Origin of the sequence: Algoriphagus machipongonensis (genome assembly GCF_000166275.1) — a bacterium.
Lineage (GTDB): Bacteria > Bacteroidota > Bacteroidia > Cytophagales > Cyclobacteriaceae > Algoriphagus > Algoriphagus machipongonensis.
This window is the reverse complement of sequence record NZ_CM001023.1, coordinates 3067847-3091118: the sequence shown is the minus strand read 5'-3', so window position 1 is coordinate 3091118 and position 23272 is coordinate 3067847. Positions and strand designations below refer to the sequence as shown.

The 23272-nt window shown below is 38.1% G+C and carries 21 protein-coding genes; 11 read left to right on the top strand and 10 right to left on the bottom strand.

Annotated elements, in window-relative coordinates:
• Positions 1-62: 62 nt before the first annotated feature.
• Positions 63-584: a hypothetical protein gene (locus tag ALPR1_RS12925; RefSeq protein WP_008201285.1), complete on the top strand. Its 522-nt coding sequence runs from the start codon at positions 63-65 to the stop codon at positions 582-584.
• 805 nt (positions 585-1389) lie between these two features.
• Here ALPR1_RS12925 and accC read toward each other — a convergent pair.
• The 7 genes from accC to pdxA all read right to left on the bottom strand — a co-directional run bounded on the left by accC (position 1390) and on the right by pdxA (position 7048).
• Entirely contained in the window at positions 1390-2739 is a 1350-nt protein-coding gene (gene accC / locus ALPR1_RS12915; RefSeq protein ID WP_008201281.1) for an acetyl-CoA carboxylase biotin carboxylase subunit, read from the bottom strand.
• A 22-nt stretch (positions 2740-2761) separates the two neighbouring features.
• Positions 2762-3232, bottom strand: a complete 471-nt coding sequence (accB, locus tag ALPR1_RS12910; protein ID WP_008201279.1) for an acetyl-CoA carboxylase biotin carboxyl carrier protein — start codon at positions 3230-3232, stop codon at positions 2762-2764.
• 91 nt (positions 3233-3323) lie between these two features.
• Positions 3324-3887 (bottom strand): elongation factor P, encoded by a 564-nt coding sequence (gene efp / locus ALPR1_RS12905; RefSeq protein WP_008201278.1) that lies wholly within the window; start codon positions 3885-3887, stop codon positions 3324-3326.
• Between the two features lie 24 nt (positions 3888-3911).
• Positions 3912-4910, bottom strand: coding sequence for a beta-ketoacyl-ACP synthase III (locus ALPR1_RS12900; RefSeq protein ID WP_008201276.1), 999 nt, complete (start codon positions 4908-4910; stop codon positions 3912-3914).
• Positions 4911-5140: 230 nt separating this feature from the next.
• Positions 5141-5332 (bottom strand): 50S ribosomal protein L32, encoded by a 192-nt coding sequence (gene rpmF / locus ALPR1_RS12895; protein ID WP_008201274.1) that lies wholly within the window; start codon positions 5330-5332, stop codon positions 5141-5143.
• An 18-nt stretch (positions 5333-5350) separates the two neighbouring features.
• Positions 5351-5917 carry a YceD family protein gene (locus ALPR1_RS12890; protein WP_008201272.1) on the bottom strand — a complete coding sequence of 189 codons (567 nt, stop codon included), beginning with the start codon at positions 5915-5917 and terminating at the stop codon, positions 5351-5353.
• A gap of 114 nt (positions 5918-6031) precedes the next feature.
• Positions 6032-7048, bottom strand: coding sequence for a 4-hydroxythreonine-4-phosphate dehydrogenase PdxA (gene pdxA, locus ALPR1_RS12885; protein WP_008201270.1), 1017 nt, complete (start codon positions 7046-7048; stop codon positions 6032-6034).
• 118 nt (positions 7049-7166) lie between these two features.
• Here pdxA and rsmA point away from each other — a divergent pair, with 118 nt between their 5' ends.
• The 5 genes from rsmA (at position 7167) to ALPR1_RS12860 (ending at position 11316) form a co-directional block, all read left to right on the top strand.
• Positions 7167-7952, top strand: a complete 786-nt coding sequence (gene rsmA, locus ALPR1_RS12880) for a 16S rRNA (adenine(1518)-N(6)/adenine(1519)-N(6))-dimethyltransferase RsmA (protein ID WP_008201268.1) — start codon at positions 7167-7169, stop codon at positions 7950-7952.
• Positions 7939-9306, top strand: a complete 1368-nt coding sequence (mgtE, locus tag ALPR1_RS12875; protein ID WP_008201266.1) for a magnesium transporter — start codon at positions 7939-7941, stop codon at positions 9304-9306. Before rsmA ends, mgtE begins: the two co-directional genes overlap by 14 nt.
• Positions 9307-9315: 9 nt before the next feature.
• A complete protein-coding gene (locus ALPR1_RS12870) occupies positions 9316-10245 on the top strand; it encodes a 2-hydroxyacid dehydrogenase (RefSeq protein WP_008201264.1) in 930 nt (309 codons plus the stop codon).
• A gap of 162 nt (positions 10246-10407) precedes the next feature.
• Positions 10408-10881 (top strand): transcription elongation factor GreA, encoded by a 474-nt coding sequence (gene greA, locus ALPR1_RS12865; RefSeq protein WP_008201263.1) that lies wholly within the window; start codon positions 10408-10410, stop codon positions 10879-10881.
• Between the two features lie 42 nt (positions 10882-10923).
• Complete coding sequence (locus ALPR1_RS12860) at positions 10924-11316, top strand: HIT family protein (protein WP_008201262.1); 393 nt, start codon at positions 10924-10926, stop codon at positions 11314-11316.
• Positions 11317-11478: 162 nt separating this feature from the next.
• On the opposite strand, the gene ALPR1_RS12855 is transcribed toward ALPR1_RS12860, so the two are convergent.
• From ALPR1_RS12855 to ALPR1_RS12845, 3 genes are all read right to left on the bottom strand, one after another.
• Entirely contained in the window at positions 11479-12351 is an 873-nt protein-coding gene (locus ALPR1_RS12855) for a carbohydrate kinase family protein (protein WP_008201261.1), read from the bottom strand.
• A 3-nt stretch (positions 12352-12354) separates the two neighbouring features.
• On the bottom strand, positions 12355-13701 hold the full coding sequence (locus ALPR1_RS12850; RefSeq protein WP_083796165.1) for a sugar porter family MFS transporter: 1347 nt from the start codon (positions 13699-13701) through the stop codon (positions 12355-12357).
• Positions 13702-13764: 63 nt separating this feature from the next.
• Positions 13765-15060 carry an acetyl-CoA hydrolase/transferase family protein gene (locus ALPR1_RS12845; RefSeq protein WP_008201259.1) on the bottom strand — a complete coding sequence of 432 codons (1296 nt, stop codon included), beginning with the start codon at positions 15058-15060 and terminating at the stop codon, positions 13765-13767.
• A 239-nt stretch (positions 15061-15299) separates the two neighbouring features.
• On the opposite strand from ALPR1_RS12845, the gene ALPR1_RS12840 reads away from it, so the two are divergent.
• Genes ALPR1_RS12840 through ALPR1_RS12820 form a run of 5 tightly spaced genes read left to right on the top strand, consistent with a single transcriptional unit; the run spans position 15300 to position 23250 of the window.
• On the top strand, positions 15300-18677 hold the full coding sequence (locus tag ALPR1_RS12840) for a methylmalonyl-CoA mutase family protein (protein ID WP_008201258.1): 3378 nt from the start codon (positions 15300-15302) through the stop codon (positions 18675-18677).
• 36 nt (positions 18678-18713) lie between these two features.
• Complete coding sequence (locus ALPR1_RS12835; protein ID WP_008201257.1) at positions 18714-19130, top strand: OsmC family protein; 417 nt, start codon at positions 18714-18716, stop codon at positions 19128-19130.
• Positions 19127-19366 (top strand): hypothetical protein, encoded by a 240-nt coding sequence (locus tag ALPR1_RS12830; protein ID WP_008201256.1) that lies wholly within the window; start codon positions 19127-19129, stop codon positions 19364-19366. The genes ALPR1_RS12835 and ALPR1_RS12830 overlap by 4 nt, the downstream gene beginning before the upstream one ends.
• Before the next feature lie 25 nt (positions 19367-19391).
• On the top strand, positions 19392-20408 hold the full coding sequence (locus tag ALPR1_RS12825; protein WP_008201255.1) for a PDC sensor domain-containing protein: 1017 nt from the start codon (positions 19392-19394) through the stop codon (positions 20406-20408).
• Positions 20398-23250, top strand: coding sequence for a PAS domain-containing sensor histidine kinase (locus tag ALPR1_RS12820; protein ID WP_040302812.1), 2853 nt, complete (start codon positions 20398-20400; stop codon positions 23248-23250). Before ALPR1_RS12825 ends, ALPR1_RS12820 begins: the two co-directional genes overlap by 11 nt.
• The last annotated feature ends 22 nt before the right edge of the window (positions 23251-23272 follow it).

The window sequence follows — 23272 nt, the reverse complement described above, 5'->3', positions numbered from 1 at the left end:
ACCACATTTACTTTAGACTAGTGAGTTGATTTTATAGATGAATTTTTCTTAAACAAATAGAAATGAAGAAGATACTGATATTTATTCTATTATTCTGGTCAATTCCAGTTTTCTCTCAGGATGAAATTCAATCAAATGATGATTTGAAAGAACCATTTATTAGGATTTTTAACTCCCAAAAGAAAAAGATTGACAAGGGAAGATTTCTCAGCGTTTCTCCGGATTACCTAGAATTAAATATCTTGAAGGGTTCGGATACGGTGCAAGTCTCGTTGAAAGATATTTCCTATATCATAACCAAAAGGTCTACTGGTCATTCCATGTTAATTGGAGCTGCTGCTGGAATGGTGGTGGGTTCTACACTTGTTGCTTTGACATACGATCCAGATCAGGGTGGGTTGTTTAATATTAGTAAAGGGGATATGATACTTATGGTTGGACCTGTTTTTGGGTTAGGAGGTACCATTGTGGGAGCAATCGTTTCTGAATTTAATAAATCTGCTTTATACAGAATTGATGGAAGTGCTGAAAAGATGAAAGACTTTAAAAATGGCGTCTCGCTAAGTAACAAACCGCAAGAATGAAAAATATGCTTACTTCAAACGCTAAATTCAATCTAATTGAACACTTGGATTTTTAAAATGCTAGTAATCTTTGAAGGGAAGTGATTGTGGGATCCTGATGCACCTAAATTATTAAAATATTGGAATTGAATTTCTATAATAATTGGTTTTAATCTAGTTCAATGATGCTGGTTCAAAAGTTTTTTCGGTTTGTAATATTCTTATCTGTATTCCTTTTTTCTTCTTGCAAGGTCTACCAAAAAGTAGATTGGACTAAGCCCCCGCTACCGAAAGAAGAAAGATCAATATCTTTTGAAACAAGACAACTATCCCGACTGGTGGAAGGGGATAAGTTATATATCAAAACTAAGGACAGCTTAAGTTATGATATCGTCTATTCCATGGTCCAAAACGATTCTATAAAAGGTCAGTTTTTACAGAAAAATAACAAAAGAATTAAAGTTCCTATTGATACAGGAATTCCACTATCTCAAGTTCATATTCTAAAAGTAAAAAGAAAGAATACTTTACTTTCGATTGGAACAGTTATAGCAATTCCCTTGGTGTTTTTTGGGCTTCTCGAACTATTAACCTTCAATTTTAGTTTTCTGTGATTTTTGAATAAAAAAACACCAATTGGGCAGATGGAGTAATTTTTTATTATCTGTTGAGTATGAATAATTGTGAATTCTATTTGGAAGTTTTCTAATAATCTATGTAGAAAAGGAGAAGTGGATTTTAAGTTTTGTTATTCCAATTCCTTTTTGTTTTTAGAAAACAAAAAAGCTGCTCATAGGAGCAGCTTTTAAAATGGTATTAGGTTGGATTATTTTTTTATAACTGAGAAATCAAAAGTCTCCAGGAATTTAGTGGTGAAATTACCTGCTTTAAATTCAGGATCTTCCAATAAGGCAATGTGGAAAGGAATGGTGGTTTTGATTCCATCGATCACAAATTCCTCCAAAGCACGCTTCATTCTAACTATAACTTCTTCTCGCGACTGACCGCTAACAATTAGCTTAGCGATCATGGAGTCGTAATTAGGAGGGATCACGTATCCTGCATAGACATGTGAGTCTACTCGAACTCCTCTACCTCCTGGAATATGTAGGTTCTGAATTTTGCCAGGACTTGGTCTGAAACCATGACTTGGATCTTCAGCATTGATTCGACACTCCATGGCATAAAGCTTTGGATAGTAATTTTTGCCAGAAATAGTGTCTCCCGAAGCGACTTTGATTTGTTCTTTTATGAGATCAAAATCTGTAACTTCCTCAGTAATTGGATGCTCTACCTGAATACGCGTATTCATCTCCATAAAGTAGAAGTTGCGATTTTTGTCTACCAAAAATTCGATAGTTCCAGCTCCTTCATACCCAATGGCCTCAGCACCTTTAATAGCTGCTTCACCCATTGCTTTTCTCAATTCATCTGTGATAAATGGAGATGGAGTTTCTTCAACGAGTTTCTGATGTCTTCTTTGAATAGAACAATCTCTTTCGGATAAGTGACATGCTTTACCATGTTTATCTCCAATAATCTGAATTTCTATATGTCTTGGCTCTTCAACGAATTTCTCCAAGTACAAGCCATCGTTTCCGAAAGCTGCACCAGATTCCATTCTTGCATCATCCCAAGCTTTTTTAAATCCGCTTTCCTCTTTGACAATTCTCATCCCGCGTCCACCACCACCAGCAGTTGCTTTTAAGATCACAGGGTAGCCCATTTCATTAGCTAATTTCACTCCCTGCTCGATAGAATCTAAAAGACCTTCGGAACCTGGAACTGTAGGAACTCCTGCTGCACGCATGGTCGCTTTTGCAGTTGCCTTATCACCCATTTTACCAATCATTTCAGGACTGGCTCCGATGAATTTGATGCCGTATTCTTCACAGATTCTAGAGAACTCCGCATTTTCAGAAAGGAATCCATATCCAGGATGAATCGCATCTGCATTGGTGATTTCAGCTGCTGCAATAATTCTAGGAATATTAAGATAAGAGTCCTTGCTAGGAGCGGGGCCTATACAAACTGCCTCATCAGCAAATCTTACATGAAGGCTGTCTTTGTCTGCAGTAGAATAAACCGATACAGTTTTGATTCCCATCTCCTTGCAGGTACGAATTACTCTTAAAGCAATCTCTCCTCTGTTGGCTATAAGTATTTTATTAAACACGATCGTATTTTTTAGTGAAAAATTATCCTGCAGGGTCTACAAGGAACAATGGCTGGTCATACTCTACAGGAGTAGAGTTAGTAACTAGGATTTTCACAATTTTTCCTGAAACTTCAGATTCGATTTCATTGAAAAGTTTCATGGCTTCAATAATACAAACTGTTTGTCCAGGCTTGATTGTATCTCCCTCAGTGACAAATGCTGGAGAATCTGGATTTGGCGTCATGTAGAATGTACCAATCATTGGAGACTTGATTTCGATCAAGTTTGATGGAGTTGCAGCTGGAGCTGGTGCTTCAGCGGCTGCAGGTGCCGGAGCAGGAGCAGGTGCCGGAGCGGCTACAGGTGCCGGTGCAGATTCAACCATTTTTACGTTGCCGGAATCAGCATATTTTTTAATGGACAACTCAAATTCTTCAGTTTTTATTTTGACTTCAGCTAGTCCTGAATTTGAGATATAATCGATCAACTCTTGAATCTCTTTTGGTTTCATAGTCTTGTGTTTAAATAAATTGCCCGAAGGCGTTCTATTGGGTTTAAACAAAAAAAGCCGAATCAGTTTTAATTGATTTCAGCTAAGTTAATTATTTTACTCTTTCGGAATAGGACCCATCTCGGGTATCTACTTTGATCATAATATCTTGTTCCACAAATAGAGGAACCATTACCGTTGCTCCAGTTTCTACTGTCGCAGGTTTTAGTGCGTTGGTAGCAGTGTCACCTTTGATACCTGGTTCTGTATAGGTGATCATCAGTTCCACAAATGGTGGTAGTTCCACTGCAAGTGGTGTTTCCGTCTCATCATGCACCAATATGTCTGCCATTTGACCATCTTTTAACAAATCTGGTCTTTCAATCAATTTTTCTTCAATTGACATCTGCTCAAATGTGCTGGTATCCATAAAATGGTATCCCAAGTCATCTTTATATAGAAATTGATGTGGACGTTTTTCCACTCGAGCAGTTTCTACTTTTTCACCGGCAGTGAAGGTTTTGTCAAGAGTTTTTCCTGAGGTAATTCCTTTTAATTTGGTTCTTACAAATGCTGGACCTTTCCCAGGTTTCACGTGCTGAAATTCTACGATAGAATAAATATCGTTATTCATCACTAGACAAAGGCCATTTTTAAAATCTGCAGTGCTTGCCATATGAGTATTTTATTATAAATCTAATTATTTTGGATCATATCCCCACTTCAGGTAGATCGAACCCCAAGTAAATCCTCCTCCAAAAGCGGCAAGGATTAAATTATCACCTTTTTTCAATTGCTTTTCATAGTCCCAAAGACATAAAGGCAAGGTAGCAGCTGTGGTGTTACCGTACTTTTCGATGTTCATCATGACCTTATCATGACCTATTCCCATTCTGCTTGCTGTAGCGCTTATGATTCGCTTGTTTGCTTGATGAGGAACTAACCAAGCAACATCTTCACTGGTCAACTTGTTTCTTTCCATTACCTCCGCACTGACTTCTGCCATATTGGTTACAGCAAACTTAAACACAGTGGATCCCTCTTGTGCAGCGAAATGCTCTCTAGCATCTACCGTTTCGTGAGTGGCTGGTTTCATACTTCCTCCAGCTTTCATATTTAGGTAGGGAGCTCCTGATCCGTCAGAATGTAATAAAGCATCCATGATCCCAAATTCCTCGGTTGTAGGCTCAAGCATCACTGCTCCAGCACCATCTCCAAAAAGAATACAGGTGGTTCTATCCTCATAATTGACGATAGAAGACATTTTATCAGCTCCTACTATAATTACTTTTTTATGCTGACCAGTCTGAATAAACTGGCTTCCTATCTGAAGGGCATAAAGAAAGCCTGAACATGCGGCAGAGATATCGAAACTAAAGCTGTTTTTTGCACCCACCTTATCCGCTATGATGTTAGCAGTTGCAGGGAAGGGCATGTCCGGAGTTACCGTAGCACAAATAATTAAATCAACGTCCATAGGGTCAGTGCCAGTTTTGGCCAATAAGCCATTGATAGCTTCCACGCCCATAACAGAAGTCCCTTGGTTTTCTCCTTTAAGGATTCTTCTTTCTTTGATTCCTGTTCTTGTGTAAATCCACTCGTCGTTGGTATCTACCAGAGTTTCAAGTTCTTTATTGGTCAATCGGTACTCAGGAACGTATCCCTGAACGCCTGTTACCATAGCTCTGATTTTGTCCATTATTTTTTGGTTATAGTAAGAAGCCCCAAATATTTTAACTTCTTAAAATGGGTTGAATGGTAGGTAAAATTTCATTGGGTAGGGCCAAAAATATTACAATTGTCCCTGACCACCAAAATAAATCCATGCATTAGAATTCAATATACTGAAAGACAGGGAATTGAATTCCTATAAAACAAAAAATCCATTCTTTATTAAGAATGGATTTCTTTAGAATCAAATATTTTTGCTTAAGCAAGAACTTCTTTCTCGATGATAACTTGTCCTTTGTAGTACAATTTACCGTCTAACCAGAATGCTCTGTGTGGTAGGTGCATTTCACCCGTGGTAGGGCATTTTGCCAAACCTGGAGCTTCCAATTTATAGTGAGTTCTTCTTTTATCTCTTCTGGTTTTCGAAATTTTTCGTTTTGGATGTGCCATTTTATGTGTGGTTTATGATTATTCCTTGTTTTTTAAATTTTTCAATGATGCCCATCTGGGATCAATGTCAGTACTTTCTACTGAGTCTTCATCTAACTCTTCATCCTCGAAATCTTGATCATCTATATAAACAAGACTTCCTTCCCCTTCATAATCTTCCTCATCCAATTCATTACGGTAATCAGGATGAATTTTTTTTGAAGGTAGGTTGAGTAAAATAAACTCATATATCAATTGCGCTACATTGATCGAGGGTGTATCCCTTGTGATCATGATCACGTCTTCATTGATTTCTTTTTCTTCAGAACCATATTTGTAGAGCATGCTCTCATGGAATTCCAAAGGTTGATCGTACTCTTCAAGACTTCTGTCGCAGGTGAGTGTAACAATACCTTTTATGTGGAAATCCAATTCTATCAAATTGGCGCCTTTTTTCATCATGACCCTTATGGTCATGTTGCCTTTTTCGACTAAATGATTGTCTTCAAAATGTTGAAAAAACGAATCACTTATTTCGAAGTCAATTTCGTGTTTTCCTTCAACGAACTTAATTACCTCTATATCAAAGGTTTTCCAGAATTTCACGATTCCTCCTCTCGATTTAAGACCGCAAATTTAGGGAATTATTTAAATAGGATAAAATAGTTTGTAAAATATTATTTGGTGAATTGCGGTTTTCCTACCAAGTTTTTTACAAAACTACTCTTCATCAGGCTCATGCTGAGCAATAATGTCCGATGCCAGGAAGATCGCAGCACGGATAGAGCCCTCATCAGCAAGATTTTTTCCAGCAATATTATACGCTGTTCCATGGTCAGGAGATGTCCTAATAATCGGTAAACCCGCTGTGAAATTAACTCCGGAGCTGAAAGCGATGGATTTAAAAGGAATTAATCCCTGATCATGATACATGGCAAGTATTCCGTCAAATTTAGTCTGATGCATCATACCAAAAAAGCCATCGGAAGGATAAGGTCCGAAAACCATTTTGTTTTGATCTTTCAGTTCCTTGATAGCCGGCTTTATAATATCTTCTTCTTCTTTACCCAATAAGCCATCTTCACCAGCATGAGGGTTTAATCCCAGAATAGCGATTTTTGGTTTATTAATGCCAAAGTCTTTTTCAAGACTTGCCAATAATAGATTTGCTTTACGGATTATTCTTTCTTTGGTAACTGTCTCGGATACTTTTGCCAAAGGAATGTGTCCTGTAACCAATCCAACTCTCAACTGATCAGAAACCATTAACATTAAACTGTCTTTGGCATTGACGGCTTGCGTAATGTATTCGGTATGTCCTATAAACGGAAGTTCCTCCGTATTGATATTGTTTTTATTGACTGGAGCTGTGACTAAAGCTTGAATATTGCCCGCTTTCAGATCCTCAACAGATTGAGCTAGAGCTTCCAAAGCCATTTTACCGGCTTCTTGAGTTTCTACCCCTGGGATAACATCCGGACAGTCTTCCATGACATTGATGACATTGACGCGCTTATGCTGAACTTCATCCAATGACCTTATTTGCACAAAATTAAAATTATCTGCGTTCAGTGTCTTTTTATAAAAAGAAACGGCTTTCCCATGTCCGTAAATCAAAGGAGTAAAGGATTTGAAACTTCTGTTGTCAGATAAAGCTTTGAGCAACACCTCAATGCCTACTCCGTTGATGTCTCCGATACTGATCCCAATGATGGGCTTCTTTTTTCTGTTATTCATATGGTTTTGGCCATTGTAATTGATTCCGTGAATTTCAGCAAGGAGTGTAACTGTTTCCTTTTAGAATATTCTCGTATTTTTATGGCTGCAATTTATAAAAATTTATCAGAGCTAACCGATGGAAAAAGTAAGAGCCAAAAAACATCTTGGCCAACACTTTTTGACCGATTTAAGTATTGCGGAGCGGATAGCTCTGGCGGTCAAAGGGCATGGTGGAGTAAAGAAAGTATTGGAGATCGGCCCTGGTATGGGTGTGCTGACAGATTATTTACTTAAAAACCCTTTGGAACTTTATCTGATTGACATTGATAAAGAGTCAATTGCCTACCTGAATAAGAAATATCCAAGTCTTAAAGACCGTATTATTGAAGGAGATTATTTGAAATATAATCTGAGTAATGATATTTCTGAGCCATATGCCATTGCTGGAAATTTCCCATATAATATTTCAAGTCAAATTTTTTTTAAAGTTTTAGAAGAAAGAGATAAGGTTACTGAGGTTGTTTGTATGCTTCAAAAGGAAGTAGCTAAAAGGATTGCTTCTCCTAAAGGGAATAAGGATTACGGAATACTTTCTGTGCTTTTACAAGCCTTTTATGATATAGAATATTTGTTTTCTGTGCCCCCTGAGGTTTTTGACCCTCCACCCAAAGTGAACTCTGGCGTCATTCGTTTAGTTAGGAATGAAGTCAAAAGCCTGGACTGTAATGAAAAATTGTTTTTCCAGGTAGTCAAAGGTGGGTTTGGTAACCGCAGAAAGACTTTAAGAAACTCTCTTAAGTCCTTTCAGCTCCCAGAACAACTGAAGGAGCACCCTTTGATGGATAAGCGAGCCGAGCAATTGGATGTCGCTGATTTTGTTTTTATAGCTCAACAAATAGAAATCTCTCGTGGAAATCATTAAGCAATTTGAACTTTCGAAGGAATATCTGGAAAGCCTCAGACAGGGGATTGAAGAGGAGAATAATGACTTTATTAAAGAGTCCTTAGAGAGTGCCAATGTTGCTGACGTTGCTGCCATTCTTGACGAGCTTTCCATGTCTGAGTCTATCTATGTCTTGCGACTGTTAGAAAATCAGTTTTCCTCTGATATTCTAATTGAGCTGGATGAGGATACGGCTACTCGAGTATTTAGAGAATTGGAGGTTCCAGAGATAGCAAGTCTAATCGAGTGTATGGACTCCGATGATGGTGCCGATATGCTTAATTTACTTCCACTCAGAGAGCGAGAAGAGGTCATAGGCTATTTTACGGACCGCCAAAAATCAGAGCAAATATTAGAATTACTTCGCTATGAAGAAGATACCGCTGGTGGTATCATGGCGAAGGAATATATCAAAGCCAATAAAAACTGGAATGTCGTTCAGACGATCAATGAGATTAGACGTCAGGCAGAAAATGTTGACAAGATCTTTTCTATTTATGTGGTAGATAACAAGCAACAATTAATGGGGAGGGTTTCTTTGAAAAGAATAGTCCTGGCTTCTGAAAACACTAAAATAGAAGATATCTATGAAGACGAGGTGATGGCCGTTCCTACCCATATGGATCAGGAGGAAGTGGCAGAAATAATGCGAAGATATGACCTGGAAGCCGTACCTGTTGTGAATGTTAAGAATAAGCTAGTAGGTAGAATTACTGTCGATGATATTTTGGATGTAATTCGAGAAGAGGCAGAGGAAGATATTCAAGCTATGACAGGTATTTCGGATACGGTGGATGAATATGATAGTGTGATCAAACTGACGAAAGCAAGGTTGCCATGGCTCTTGATTGGGATCATAGGAGGTTTGCTTGGAGCAGGTTTTATTGGTTTTTTTGAAGAGGGATTGAATAAAGTAACTGCATTGGCATTCTTTATTCCCTTAATTACTGCCACAGGTGGAAATGTAGGGATTCAATCTTCTTCTTTGGTAGTACAATCATTAGCAACTAAATCTGCATTTGATGATTCCATCATAAAAAGGTTTATCAAAGTACTGTCTGTAGCCGTTATCAATGGGTTGATTTTGGCGGTATTTGTTTTTGCGGTAGTGGTGCTGTTTTATAAAAATGAAGTGTCCTTTGGACTAGTAGTTTCTATCGCACTCTTTTCCGTTGTTCTTCTCTCATCTTTTATGGGGACTATTACGCCGATCATTTTGGATAAAATAGGAATCAACCCAGCTTTAGCCTCGGGTCCATTTATCACCACTGCAAATGATTTACTCGGCCTAGCTGTTTATTTCTTGGTGGCTATTTCATTATTACACATTTAAAATTCATTGATGAATATTCTGATAATCGATAAAATGCATGAAAGCATTGTGCCCTTGCTTGAAAGAAAAGGGCATCAAGTAAACTATGCTCCAAAAATTACGAGAAAACAGATTTTAGATCAGGTTGCTGAGTATGAAGGGTTAATTATCAGGTCCAAAACTCCCATGGATAAAGAACTTCTGGAGAAAGCAGTCAAGCTTAAGTTTATCGCAAGGGCTGGGGCTGGATTGGATCAGATAGATCTAGACTTTTTGGTTGCTAGAGGCATCAAATTATTTCATGCAGCTAAAGGGAACCGTGATGCGGTAGCAGAGCATTCTTTGGGAATGCTTTTATCCTTGTTTAATCACGTAATTAAAGCTGATCAGGAAGTAAGAACAGGAGTGTGGGACAGAGAAGGAAATAGGGGTTTCGAGTTGAAAGATAAATCTGTAGGTATTTTGGGTTATGGAAACATGGGTAAGTCTTTTGCAAAAAGACTTCAAGGTTTTGGAGTGAAGATTTATGCTTATGATAAGTACAAGGTTGATTTCGGAAATAAGCGAGTAAAAGAAGTAAGTTGGACCAAACTGAAAGAAAAAGTTGATGTTCTGAGTGTGCATGTTCCTTTGACTGATGAAACCCGGGATTTTTTGACTTTAGATGAGTTGAAAAGTTTTGCTAAACCCATTTGGTTAATCAATACAGCAAGGGGAGAAGTGATCAGTTTTAAGGCTTTAAATCAGGCTTTGGACGCTGGGATTTTAAGAGGTGCTGTATTGGATGTATTGGAAAATGAAAAATTTCAGAAGTACACAGATGAGCAAAAAGCAGAATTTGAAAAACTTTCAAGGAGAGAAAACGTTATCCTTAGTCCACATGTTGCGGGTTGGACTTTTGAGTCCTATGAAAAGATTAATCAGGTACTAGTTAAGAAAATAAATAGAGCATTTAAATAGGGCTTGAAAAACAGAAATTGGCGTTTTTGAGCCTTTAAAGCAATTGTTTTGTATCAAAGGGTTTATTATCTTTGAGCATCAAATAAAGACATCTGGTAAAGTAACGGTCCCGGAAAGCGACCGTTACTTTGTTTTTGGTGCCTTTCTAATTGAGAAAAAAATATGGGAAAAGTACAATATTATACAGAAGAAGGCCTGAAGAGATTGAAAGATGAGCTTCAGGAATTAAAAACCAAGGGGCGGTCTGATATCGCCAAGCAGATTGCTGAAGCAAGAGATAAAGGTGACTTGAGTGAGAATGCAGAATACGATGCTGCAAAAGATGCTCAGGGTCATTTGGAATTAAAAATTGCGAAGCTTGAAGCGGTGGTTGGAAATGCCCGTGTATTTGACAATTCCCAAATGGATACTTCAAAAGTAGGTATTCTAAGTACTGTAAAAATCAAGAATGTCAAGAATGGCATGACTGTTAGTTATACATTGGTTTCTGAAGAAGAAGCTGACTTAAAAGCTGGAAAGATTTCCTTAGGTTCTCCATTCGGAAAAGGACTTGTAGGTAAGAAAGTCGGAGAGGTTGCTGAAATCAATGCACCTGCAGGAGCACTGCAATTTGAAATTTTAGAAATTAGTTATTAACTCCTAATCCCGGTATTCCCGGGATTATTTATTTAAAGAAAAATGGCTTCAATTTTCACCAAAATTATCAACCGAGAAATTCCCGCTCAAATTATAGCTGAGGATGAAAATTATATTGCCTTTTTGGATATCATGCCTTTAGTCAAGGGGCATGTTCTTGTGGTTCCGAAAGAAGAGGTAGATTACATTTTTGACCTGAAACCAGAAGTGCTTTCTGGACTTCATGTGTTTGCGCAGAAGGTTGCTAAAGCTATCGATAAAACCATTAAGTGTACTCGAGTAGGAGTGGCTGTGATTGGGCTTGAAGTTCCGCACGTCCATGTTCATTTGGTTCCTTTAAGAACCATGGATGATATCAATTTTACGAGACCAAAATTGAAATTGTCTTCTGAGGAATTGGCTGAAATCGCTGATAAGATCCGAAAAGGTTTTTGAAGTCAAGGGCTATCTCAAATGACTACCATTTATCGGTCTGAGCGATCACGATGAGTATAAGGAGTGAAGAACTGATGTGTCCAAGAAAACTAGATTTTGATCTCCTGCCTACCGCCAGATAGGGCTGTAATGTCACAATTAGCATTTTTGAAACAATCTCAATTATATTTTTTCAATATCCTGAATATTGTATTTAGGAGTTCCTCCTTTTTGGGTTGCAAGAAAAGCTCCCAGCTTGCATGCAAAGTCAAGTGAATCCTCCAAATCCTTTCCTTCCAAATACATTTTAATAAATCCACTTAAAAAAGCATCTCCGGCACCAATCGTATCCTGCACTTTAACGGAATAGCCTGGGTGTTCAATGATTTGACCTTTTTTATAGATCATCGCACCTTTAGCCCCTTTTGTGATGCAGATCAGGTCCATAGGAAAATGCTGGTCTAAATACTTGCAAATCGAAATCATATCAGGCTTTACATTGAAGTAATCTGCAAAGATTTCTACTTCATCTTCATTCAATTTCAAAATATCGGTAAAGCCCAAAAGTGTTTCAATGATTTCAAAGTCGTAATAAGGTGGTCTTAAATTAGCATCAAAGAGTCGGATAGAATCTTTATGCAATAGTTTAAGTAAAGTCATCAGGCTTTCTGGGTTTCTAACTCCCAAAGTGCCAAAAACAAAAGCATCCGTATCCTGGACTTCTAATTCCATTCCCTCTTTCCACTGGATGTAATCCCAGGCAACTGGAGAGACGATATCGTATTTCATGTTCTCAGGATCTGAGTCATCTACGAGTACTTTAGAGGTTTCATGCTCTTCATTAACTTGGATTAGGCTAAGGGGAAGCTCAAACTCTTTGAGAAAGCTCAATAATTTTTCCCCATCGAGGTCATTTCCCACAGCCGAAATTAAATGAGAATCTAAGCCCAACTGATGCAAATTTAACGCGACATTCATTGGGGCACCACCAGGAACTGGCCCACTTGGTAAGCAATCCCAAAGCATTTCTCCAAAAATGACCACTTTCTTTTTCATAGATTAATGAATGTTTTGATGTATTTCTTCTAAAGATCTGCCTTTAGTCTCTGGCATTTTAAAAATAACCCATAGCAACTGACAAACCATCATAAAAGCAAAGAATGTAAAGATATAACCCGGGCCAAATTGATTAGCGAAGAAAGGAAAGACGTTGGCAATAATGGCAGCCAAAATCCAGTGGGTAAATGAACCTACTGATTGCCCATAAGCGCGCAGGTCGTTAGGGAACATTTCTGAGATAAATACCCAGATTACTGAACCCTGTCCCACTGCATGAGAGGTAATAAATCCAAATACGAAAATAGGAAGCCAAGTTGATGAAATTCCCGGGCCTAGGAAATTATAAGCCATTAATGATAAAAAGACGATGTAGCCCAAGGAGCCAATAAACATCAATTTTTTTCTGCCAATTTTATCTATTAAATACAGTCCCAGGAAGGTTGCTAATAAATTGACGATCCCGATTCCAATGGTGGATATCAAGGCCGATTCAGTGGATATTCCGGCCATTTCAAAAACTCGGGGAGCGAAATAAATAATGGCATTAATACCCGATACCTGATTGAAAAAGGCAATCAAGATTGCCATGGTGGTTGTCGGCATAAATCGCTTTTTAAACAAAGCAGAAAAACTACCTTTCTGTTTTATTTTTTGCTCCTCCTCTATGGCTAATTTTATTGCTTCATCTACTCCGTCAGGGTCTGTTCGGGTAAGAATCTCCCTAGCTTGGACTTGATCATTAAATTTTCCGATTAGCCATCTTGGACTTTCGGGAATTCTGAAAATCATGGCGCTATATATCAATGCAGGAACACCCTCTGCAGCAAGCATCCATCTCCAGTCTTCCAGGAGTCCTGCTGTGCCAATCAAGTAATTGGATATATAGGCAATTACAATTCCGAATACAATATTGAATTGGTAAAGGGCAACTAATAGACCTCTGTTTTTGGCTGGAGCAATTTCTGAAATGTACATCGGAGCTACTACAGAAGAAGCTCCAACTCCTAATCCGCCTAAAAATCTAAATAAAGTGAAGGAGGTTACATCCCAAGCTAATCCAGATCCCAGAGCAGAAATCAAGTAAAATAAACCAATCCATAAGAGGCTTTTCTTCCTTCCGAATTTGTCTGCCGGAATACCGCCAAAGAGAGCCCCTATTACTGTTCCATATAAGGCAGAGGCAATGGCAAGTCCATGCATCCAGTCTGACAGTTCCCAAACCTCCTGGATAGCTCTTTCTGCACCAGAAATAACGGCTGTGTCAAAGCCAAAAAGAAAGCCACCAAGGGCAGCTGTGATAGACACAAAGAATGCGTAATTTTTTGAAGACATAGTATTTCGGGTCATTGAAACCCTAATCTATAGAGAAGCCAATTAAATAAAAACTGAATCTCAGTCAATAAGTGATTTTTATCGAAATGGATAGATATAGCTGCCAAATCTATCTACAATCGCTTTTTCCAATTCTTCCTGATGATCTGGATGAGCAATTCTCATGAGTTCGTAGGCTCTTTGTCTTAGGTTTTTACCATATAGGTTTGCAATTCCATTTTCTGTCACCACGTATTGCATATGTGCTCTTGTAGTCACAACACCAGCACCTTCTTTTAAAAATGGGACAATTTTAGAAGCTCCTTTTTTTGTTTGGGAAGGCAATGCCATGATGGGTTTACCTCCTACGGACAAAGCCGCTCCTCTCATAAAATCCATTTGTCCGCCTACACCGGAATAGTGATAGCTTCCTATAGAATCGGCACAGACTTGACCGGTAAGGTCCATTTCCACACAACTGTTAATTGAGATGACTTTTGGGTTTTTTCGAATGACGGCAGTGTCATTCACATAGGCAGCTTCATGAAATGAAAATTCTGGATTGTCGTGAACTGCATCGTAAAGTTCTCTCGTACCTGCAGCAAAAGAAGAGACAATTTTACCCGGATGTTTTTTCTTGTAAGCATTGGTTACAGCACCAGACTTCATTAAATCAAGAATTCCATTAGAAAACATTTCTGTATGTACTCCCAAATCTTTGTGATGCTTCAATGAGCTCAGAACAGCATCTGGAATTGCTCCGATTCCCATCTGCAAAGTCGATCTATCTTCGATGATAGATGAGATATGATGACCAATCTGTATTTCAAGATCTGTGATTTTTTTTGAGTAATCAATTTCTGGCAAAGGATCGTCCACCTGGATGGCGGCTGAAAATTTAGAAATGTGAATATGACCATCGCCATGCGTTCTCGGCATTCTTTTATTGACTTGGGCAATGATAATTCTAGCCGTTTCTATCGCAGGTTTTGCTACGTCCACAGAGGTGCCGAGCGTGCAGAAACCATGTGCGTCAGGTTCGGAAACATGGATCAATGCCACATCTATATCTAGGATTTTATTTCTGAATAAATGGCCGATTTCACTTAAAAAAATCGGGACATAGCCTCCATGATCTGAATTGACCGCTTTTCTGACATTCTCAGAAACAAAAAGTGAATTCATGTAGAAAGATTCTTTGCAATCTGGCTGAACGAGTGGCATTTCTCCCAAAGTGGTAATTGCGACTAGTTCTACATTTCTTAGTTCATCTTTTTTTGCTGCCAAAGCATGAAGCAGCCGGGTTGGAGTAGCAGCACTTCCATGAATAAAAACCCGTTGATGACTTTTGATCAGGGAAACTGCATTTTCTGCTGAAGTATAGGAAATCGGCATAAAAATATTTTGATTTAGATTGCTACAAAAGTATCCTTTAAGATCGCAAAATTTCCTGATTAAAATCATCTGGTCTTCTGTAAGTGATCAATTGCGACCAAAGAATATTTTGTTTAGATGAGCTTAATCCAAGGTCTTCTCAGGTGATTTTCCGTATATTCGCAGTTAGGAAAAATTGAACATTTTATTCCTGTAATTCTGGAATAATTGAAGCCAACGCAAAAAAACAAACCTTTCATATGACCCAAATAAAGGAGACTTATAAACCCAAAAATCATATTAGAATTGTTACAGCCGCCTCACTTTTTGATGGGCACGATGCTGCTATCAATATCATGCGTAGAATTATTCAATCTACTGGATGTGAGGTGATTCATTTGGGACATAATAGATCGGTTCAGGAGATTGTTGATTGTGCGATTCAAGAAGATGTTCAGGCAATTGCCATTACTTCTTACCAAGGTGGGCATGTGGAGTTTTTTAAATACATGTATGATTTGCTTCATGAAAAGGGAGCAGGTCATATCAAAATTTTTGGAGGTGGTGGAGGTACCATTTTGACTGAGGAGATTAAAGAACTTCATGATTATGGTATTAGTAGAATCTATTCACCTGATGATGGTCGCTCTATGGGCTTGCAGGGAATGATCAATGACTTAGTAAGTCAGGCAGATTATTCTATTGGAGATGAGTTTCAAGAAGGCTTCACTTTAAATAAAGAGAATAAAGGATTTATTGCTAGAGCTATTTCTGCATTTGAAAATTATCCTGATCAGTCAACGGATTTATTGAATGAAGTCAGAGAAAAAAGTAAAAAATCCACGATTCCAGTTCTTGGAATTACAGGAACAGGAGGAGCTGGTAAATCCTCATTGGTTGATGAGCTTGTCCGTAGGTTTTTAATTGATTTCGAAGATAAGTCTTTAGCAATTATTTCTGTAGACCCGTCAAAAAGGAAAACAGGAGGTGCCTTGTTGGGGGATAGGATTCGAATGAATTCCATTCATCATCCAAGAGTATTTATGCGATCATTGGCTACTCGGCAATCCAATCTTGCCCTTTCAAAATACGTTCAAGATGCAGTTGATACAGTGAAAGCAGCAGGGTTTGATATGGTTATTTTGGAGACTTCCGGAATTGGTCAATCTGACACTGAAATTATTGAACACTCGGATTTATCTCTTTATGTCATGACGCCAGAATATGGTGCAGCATCCCAATTGGAGAAAATCGACATGCTTGATTTTGCTGATGTGATCGCTTTAAACAAATTTGATAAGCGCGGGGCTCAAGATGCTTTAAGGGATGTCAAAAAGCAGTTTAAGAGAAATCACCTTTTGTGGGAGACTCCTGATGAGGAGATTCCGGTATATGGTACCATTGCCTCACAGTTTAATGACCCAGGGATGAACCATCTCTACAGGGCTTTAATATCTAAAGTTGGTGAAACTCATGAAGAGTGGAAGAGTAGCTTTGAACTCACAGGAGGTACTTCTGAAAAAATATATATCATCCCACCTTCCAGAACGCGGTATCTGTCTGAGATTGCTGAAACCAATAGGAACTATGATGTTTGGGTTGAAGAGCAAAAAGACATTGCTCAGAAGCTTTACAGCATTAAAAAGTCCATGGAAGCAGTTCAAAGCTTAGAAGTCAACGATCAGGATAGGCTGTTGAAGGAATTGGCGGGAGTTTACGAACAAGTGGAGTTGGAACTTGATCCAAAGAATAAAAAATGGATTGAGGAATGGCCTGAAGAAGTAGCTAGATATAGCGAGGATTTTTATGTTTTTAAAGTCAGGGACAAGGAGATCAAAGTAAAAACTTATCATAACTCTTTGTCCGAAACCAAAATCCCAAAAATAGCTTTACCTAAATATGAAGCATGGGGAGATTTGTTGAAATGGGGACTTCGAGAAAATGTTCCCGGTAAATTCCCTTATACAGCTGGTGTTTTTCCATTCAAAAGGGAAGGAGAGGATCCTACCCGGATGTTTGCTGGAGAAGGAAGTCCTGAGCGCACTAACAAGCGTTTTCATTATGTGTCTCAGGATATGCCAGCAAAGCGACTTTCTACAGCATTTGACTCTGTTACTTTGTATGGTGAAGATCCTGATTACAGACCTGATATTTATGGAAAAATCGGTAATTCAGGAGTGAATGTTTGTTGTCTTGACGATGCCAAAAAACTGTATTCTGGATTTAACCTTGTGGATCCTTTGACTTCGGTATCCATGACGATTAATGGCCCAGCGGCTACCATGACTGCATTTTTTATGAATGCAGCGATTGACCAACAATGTGAGGTTTATATCAAAGAGCAAGGCCTTGAAAAAGAAGTTGACGCTAAAATTGAGCGTATTTTTAAAGGTAAAGGCATTCCAAGACCAGTTTATAACGGTAAAATTCCAGCTGGAAATGATGGGTTAGGATTGATGCTTCTTGGAGTTTCTGGTGATCAGGTTTTACCAAAAGAGGTATACGAAAAGATAAAAGCAGAGACTGTTTCCAGAGTTAGAGGGACAGTACAGGCTGATATTTTAAAAGAGGATCAAGCTCAAAACACTTGTATCTTTTCCACGGAGTTTTCTTTGCGACTTATGGGAGATGTGCAAGATTACTTTATTGATCATGGAATTAGGAATTTCTATTCTGTTTCCATCTCAGGATATCATATCGCCGAAGCCGGGGCAAACCCGATTACGCAATTGGCATTGACTTTATCAAACGGTTTTACCTATGTAGAGTATTATGTGAGCCGAGGGATGGATATCAATAAATTTGCTCCCAACCTTAGTTTCTTTTTCTCCAATGGAATTGACCCAGAATATGCCGTCATCGGTAGGGTAGCTAGAAGAATCTGGGCAAAAGCAATGAAGTTGAAATATGGCGCCAATGAAAGGTCTCAGATGCTGAAGTATCATATTCAAACCTCTGGACGTTCACTTCATGCACAGGAGATCGATTTCAATGATATTCGTACCACCTTGCAAGCATTATATGCGATTTATGATAATTGTAATTCCTTGCATACCAATGCCTATGATGAAGCGATTACCACTCCTACAGAAGCTTCGGTAAGAAGAGCAATGGCGATACAATTAATTATTAATAAGGAGTTGGGGCTATCTAAAAATGAAAATCCTTTGCAAGGAGCATTTATCATAGAAGAGCTAACAGATTTAGTAGAGGAGGCAATTTATCTGGAATTTGATAGGATCACAGAGAGAGGAGGAGTCTTAGGAGCCATGGAGACCATGTACCAGAGAGGGAAGATTCAGGAGGAAAGCATGCATTACGAAATGTTGAAGCATACGGGTGAATATCCGATTATAGGAGTAAACACTTTCCTGTCCTCTGAGGGGTCGCCTACAGTAACTCCAGGAGAAGTGATCCGAGCTACTGAAGAAGAGAAAGAGTCCCAAATTCAAACCTTGAAAAATTTAAACCAATTTGATCCAGAGCTTGTTTCAACTCACCTTCAAAACCTTAAAAAAATAGCAGTGGAAAATGGTAATATTTTCTCTGAATTGATGGAAGCAAGTAAGCATTGCTCATTAGGTGAGATTACACATGCATTGTATGAGGTTGGAGGACAATACAGAAGGAATATGTAAAAAGTGAATTTACTTCACTACTTAAATTTATAGAATATGTCAAAGAGAAATGTGACTGTTCGCATGAAAGCGGACTATGAGTATGAAGCAGTCAACCCACAAGGAAATGTGGTGCAAATCGACATGTACGATGCGCCTGAAAAATCTGCCCAGTCTCCTATGGATTTATTGCTATCCGCTCTAGGAAGTTGTGCGGCTGTGGATGCAGTTTTGATGATGAAGAAAAAGAGGAAAACTGTGGATTCTTTTACAGTAGATGTGGAAGGTATTAGAAATGATGGGGTGCCAGCTTTTTATACTGATATTCACCTGTCATTTACATTGGTGTCTCCAGACGCTAATGAAGTCGAGTTTGGCAAAGTTGTAGCCTTGTCCGTAGATAAATACTGTTCTGTGGCTTCTTCACTAAATCCAAAAATCACTTATTCTTACCTTGTCAAAAAACCTGAATGAGAGTTGTAAAAGAGTTTATCCAGGAGGAAATCAGAGTTTCGGTTTTCTCCTGGAATAACAAATACATATTGAAATACGAACTAGGACCGATGGAACAAACTTTCAAAATCAGTGAACTCGATATTTTGGAAGAGAGTGACTTGGAAAGTTTTTGGGACGGCGAGTTTTTTGAAAAAGTGAAATTGAGGTTTCAAGAAATGGGTAAAAGCCTTCGTGGGCAAATGGAAATTTTATAAATTCCCACTTATTCCTCATTTCCTCATGATAAAACGTGTATTCATTTTTTTATCTGTCAGCAGTCTTTTTTTTTCGTGTAAAAATGAATTAAGTGAAGAGGACCTCCCCGATAATAAGCACTTAAAAGAGCTTATAGTGGATATGGAAGGGGAGTTTGCAGTTTTAACCGAGGAGATAAAATTGCTAGAATCGTATTACCAGACTATTCTGGAAAATAGGGACTCACTTTTATTAACTGCCGACAAAGATAAATACCAGATCGTTGGATCCTTCTCTAATAATATTCCCGAGGAAAATAGCCTATTGAGCAAGTTGATTTTATCTACAAAATCACCAGATCCAGAGAAATCTCTTGAGGAAATTTATTTTACAAATGGGCTGGATTCAGCATTCAGAACTGTTTGTAAGAGGCATAGTATAATCGCCCAGGTTTACACAAATTCGGCTATGCAAGTCTCAAGGGTTTATCCTCCTTATGATGCTCAAAATCTGATGAATTCAGATATCGACTTACATAATTATAATTTTTATTATAAAGCAGATGAAGAAAATAACCCTTCGAAAGGTGTAGTATGGATTCCTGAAGTGTATGTAGATCCAGCTGGTAAGGGATGGATTCTTTCTTTGATCATGCCTGTATATGATGGGGATAAGCTTTTTGCAGTTTTGGGTATCGATGTAACAGTGGATGAGATTTTGAGAAGATTTTTGGAGAATGAGAATGGTAATTTTTTGATAATCAATGGGAAAGGCGATATTGTGTCAGGAAATTCTTCGTCTATTGAAGCACTGAGTCTCCCTCCACTAAAAAATCATATATACCGGGAAACCATTAAAACCGATAATTTTAGAATTTCAGATTACAATCTTTTTAGAAGTAAAAGTTTACAGGTGAGAGAAATGGCTCAGGCATTTTTAATGAAAAGAGAAGAAAAGTTTGTGTTTAGAAATGAAAATAATCTTACCGCTGCTATTGCTGCAAGTTTTAGTTTTACTGATTGGTACCTAATAGAAATTAACCCATCTCTTGATGAGCAATAAGTCAACAAATAAGTTAAGTTTTTTATTGACTACAGCACTAGGGATATTTCTGGTTTTACTTGTAATAGCTTTGGGAATAAGCTTTTATTTCGCGATTTCGGATGCTCAGCTCGCTTCCAGAAAGGTTTTTTTGAGTAAGCAAACCGAACTTGCAGCCAGGACATTGGAAGGTGAGATGAATAAATTTGAGGATGATGCCAATGGGATATTATACTTTTTGATTGACGAAGATCTTGATGTAGAAGACTATAGGCAGGATTTAACTACAGCAACTCGTAAGGTGGTCAATAACTACCCTAGATTGATCGATACTCTATGGGTTCAATTTCCGGACTCGGCTGTTTATTTTACCATGACAGATCGAAATGATTTTATCCGAAAACCCTACGAAGGGGAAATAAAAAGTAGGAAAAATAATTTTAGAACTCTAAGCCTCGAGAGCCAAAATGGTTTTCAAATAATTTTTCGACTAAACTTAGAAGCATTCACTAGTGAATTTGTAGCCGATTACTACTTGAATGCAAATGGAGGAAAATTTCTATTCATTGACGGTGAGTTAACTAATCTTAATCCAGATGGAAAACGGGAAAACATAAGTTTTACTGAACAAGATTTACAAAAAATCCAAAGTGATATCAATTATGGGTTGAAAGGAACTTACGAGTTAAGTTGGCAATCCCAACAAGGAGGAATGGAAGGGGTTTTAGTACAATACCCTTTTGACTTTGGAGATATTTTGGTTAATGCTTCCCTACTGTTTTTTATAGAGACCGAAGAGGTTACATCAGGGATCTATAACACCTACATATTGCTGTTTTTTGTCTTGATTTTACTCCTTCTTGGGACCATTGTCTTTTTTATTGTTTCCCTGAGGAATAATCTTGCCTCCCAAAAGGTTTTAGAAAACAATTCGAAAGAAATCTCTGAATTGTTTGATCAGCAAAATATCCTATTGAAGGAGTTGAAAGGCTTTGTTTATTTTCATAATAGTGCTGGAAAGATAACCAGAGTAAGTGATGAGGTAGAAGAGATTTTGGGCATACCTAAAAGCATTTTTTTAGATGCCTTTGCACCTGATAGTCAACAAGCAGATGTAGTAAAAATCAGAGAAAAGGTTTATGAGGTATTAGGTTCTTCCAAGTCTCATATTGAGTTTGAATATGATTTTGTCAGACCTGACGGAAAAGAAATCAGGGTCAAAGTATTTGAGAAATTAATTTTTCATAAAAATGGGAAATTTAATGGAGGCCTGGGTATTTGTACTGATATCACCTCCCAATTTGAATCAAGCCAAAAATTGATCCAGAGTGAGAACCGCTTGAGAGTGGTAATGGAAAATATTCCCGATGTTATTTTTATTTACGACAATGATGGAAATGTTATTGATTCGCATGTGAAGGAGCAAATCCCTGGTTGGGATAAGAGTAGTTTAGGAAAAAATATATCTGTTTTACTTCCTCCGGATCAGAGGGACGAAACGATCCATGCATTTCAGTTAGCTAGAAAATATGGGGAAATTCAAACCGTAGATAGACGATTAAATCTTCCTTCAGGTGCAAAATATTTCGAGATCAGATATTTCCCTCTGGATGAAAATAGGATGATGTCACTTGCGAAGGATGTGACGAATCAAAAAGTGTGGGAGAAAGGGTTGATTGAGGCAATGAAGGCTGCAGATGAAGCCAGCAGAGCGAAGTCTGAATTTTTGGCGAATATGAGTCACGAAATCCGAACTCCAATGAATGGTTTGTTGGGTATCATAGACCTCTTAGATCATACTAATTTAGATGAAGAACAAAGCCAATACCTGGAAATAATAAAAAATTCCGGAAGTTCTCTTTTAAGTATCATCAAAGATATTCTGGACTACTCTAAAATTGAGGCTGGAAAGATGGACTTGAATCCAACCTTAGGAAATCCGGCAGAAGAGCTCGAAAAGCAAATTCAAATTTTCTATGGCTTGGCCCAAGAAAAATCTATCACCCTGAAAACGGATATTGGAAAAGCTGCCTATGGCCTTTTTGAGACAGATTTTGATAGAATTAATCAGGTGATTTTGAACCTAGTGGGGAATGCTTTGAAATTCACTCCTCAAAATGGTCAAGTTACCGTTTCTATGGATGCGGAGCAGATTGAAAATGAACTGCATTATTTAAAAATTCAAGTGAAAGACAGTGGAATTGGGATTCCCGAGAAACACATTCCTTCCCTGACAGACCCCTTCTTTCAGGTGGAAAGCTCGAGTACAAGAAGTTATCAGGGAACAGGACTTGGGTTGGCAATTGCAAAGAAAATTGTCGAACTCATGGGTGGAGAATTGAATATTAACAGCACTGTAGGGGAAGGATCAGAATTTTCATTTTCTGTATTGCTTAAAAAGGACTTGAAAGCCCAAGAAGAAAAAGTACAGAAAAGTTCCGATGAGAGACTCAACTGGTTTGGATTAGGGAAGGATTATCCTCTTAAAATTTTACTTGCTGAGGATAATGACCTGAATCTTCAATTGATGAAACTTATGTTAGAGCAATTGGAGTATGATTTTGAAATTGCTAGAAATGGCCTCAATGCCTTAGAAATGGCAATAAAAGGGGACTTTGATTTGATATTGATGGATGTGCAAATGCCCGTGATGAATGGCTTGGAAGCAACCAAGAAAATCCGAGAAACTCCTGGTATGGAAAAGTTATTTATTGTGGGTTTATCAGCAAATGTCTTTGATGAGGATCAAAAGAAAGCCTTGGATTCTGGGATGGATGATTATTTGACCAAGCCCATTCGACTTGTATCTTTAGCGCAAATGTTGGAGTTGATTTATAAGAAAAAGCAAAAGCAACAGACATAAAAAAAACCGGAATTTAAATTCC

Coding starts and splice junctions, on each gene's coding strand:
- ALPR1_RS12900 (WP_008201276.1), bottom strand. CDS start 4,910: ATGGACAAAATCAGAGCTATGGTAACAGGCGTTCAGGGATACGTTCCT.
- ALPR1_RS12850 (WP_083796165.1), bottom strand. CDS start 13,701: ATGACCCGAAATACTATGTCTTCAAAAAATTACGCATTCTTTGTGTCT.
- rpmF (WP_008201274.1), bottom strand. CDS start 5,332: ATGGCACATCCAAAACGAAAAATTTCGAAAACCAGAAGAGATAAAAGA.
- ALPR1_RS12870 (WP_008201264.1), top strand. CDS start 9,316: ATGAATATTCTGATAATCGATAAAATGCATGAAAGCATTGTGCCCTTG.
- greA (WP_008201263.1), top strand. CDS start 10,408: ATGGGAAAAGTACAATATTATACAGAAGAAGGCCTGAAGAGATTGAAA.
- ALPR1_RS12845 (WP_008201259.1), bottom strand. CDS start 15,060: ATGCCGATTTCCTATACTTCAGCAGAAAATGCAGTTTCCCTGATCAAA.
- ALPR1_RS12830 (WP_008201256.1), top strand. CDS start 19,127: ATGAGAGTTGTAAAAGAGTTTATCCAGGAGGAAATCAGAGTTTCGGTT.
- ALPR1_RS12825 (WP_008201255.1), top strand. CDS start 19,392: ATGATAAAACGTGTATTCATTTTTTTATCTGTCAGCAGTCTTTTTTTT.
- ALPR1_RS12835 (WP_008201257.1), top strand. CDS start 18,714: ATGTCAAAGAGAAATGTGACTGTTCGCATGAAAGCGGACTATGAGTAT.
- ALPR1_RS12820 (WP_040302812.1), top strand. CDS start 20,398: ATGAGCAATAAGTCAACAAATAAGTTAAGTTTTTTATTGACTACAGCA.
- rsmA (WP_008201268.1), top strand. CDS start 7,167: ATGGAAAAAGTAAGAGCCAAAAAACATCTTGGCCAACACTTTTTGACC.
- ALPR1_RS12925 (WP_008201285.1), top strand. CDS start 63: ATGAAGAAGATACTGATATTTATTCTATTATTCTGGTCAATTCCAGTT.
- ALPR1_RS12860 (WP_008201262.1), top strand. CDS start 10,924: ATGGCTTCAATTTTCACCAAAATTATCAACCGAGAAATTCCCGCTCAA.
- ALPR1_RS12840 (WP_008201258.1), top strand. CDS start 15,300: ATGACCCAAATAAAGGAGACTTATAAACCCAAAAATCATATTAGAATT.
- ALPR1_RS12855 (WP_008201261.1), bottom strand. CDS start 12,351: ATGAAAAAGAAAGTGGTCATTTTTGGAGAAATGCTTTGGGATTGCTTA.
- pdxA (WP_008201270.1), bottom strand. CDS start 7,048: ATGAATAACAGAAAAAAGAAGCCCATCATTGGGATCAGTATCGGAGAC.
- efp (WP_008201278.1), bottom strand. CDS start 3,887: ATGGCAAGCACTGCAGATTTTAAAAATGGCCTTTGTCTAGTGATGAAT.
- accB (WP_008201279.1), bottom strand. CDS start 3,232: ATGAAACCAAAAGAGATTCAAGAGTTGATCGATTATATCTCAAATTCA.